The sequence below is a fragment of the Methanohalophilus sp. WG1-DM genome (assembly GCF_004104135.1).
Taxonomy (GTDB): Archaea; Halobacteriota; Methanosarcinia; order Methanosarcinales; family Methanosarcinaceae; genus Methanohalophilus; species Methanohalophilus euhalobius.
Map to the genome: position 1 here is coordinate 1 of NZ_RRBA01000053.1, position 392 is coordinate 392.

The following is a 392-nucleotide window of genomic DNA, read 5'->3' on the forward strand; positions in this document are numbered from 1 at the left end:
TGAATCAACTTTTCCATAATATGGATCATTTGTAAAATCGATAGCAAACTCATACTTTTTTTCTGGTTTCAGAGTACCGACAGAACTGTGAAGAAGAATGCTTTGATTTGTCAGGATAAGTTCTTCAAGACTTAGTTTCCTGAGATGATATCTCAAAGATGTTTCACATGGAATCTCTTGATAGTGTTTTGATGCGAATGAACCGAACTCTTATCCACTGCCATACACATGGCAGTGTAAAATAGATCTTTAGAGGTAAGTGAACCGTTTATCCTGAGATCGATATTCTTTAAAAGTGGTTTAAGAGCAGCATCAATACACTGTTTTGGTCTTAATTCAACCTTCTCACATGTCCTTGAATTGGATGGTGGAAATGACATATGGCGGCGTTC

Annotated in this window: 1 pseudogene; it reads right to left on the bottom strand. The window is 36.7% G+C overall.

Features of this window, described 5'->3' with window-relative positions:
• Positions 1–152: 152 nt before the first annotated feature.
• Positions 153–392, bottom strand: a pseudogene (locus tag CI957_RS11005) (ISH3 family transposase); the annotation flags it as partial.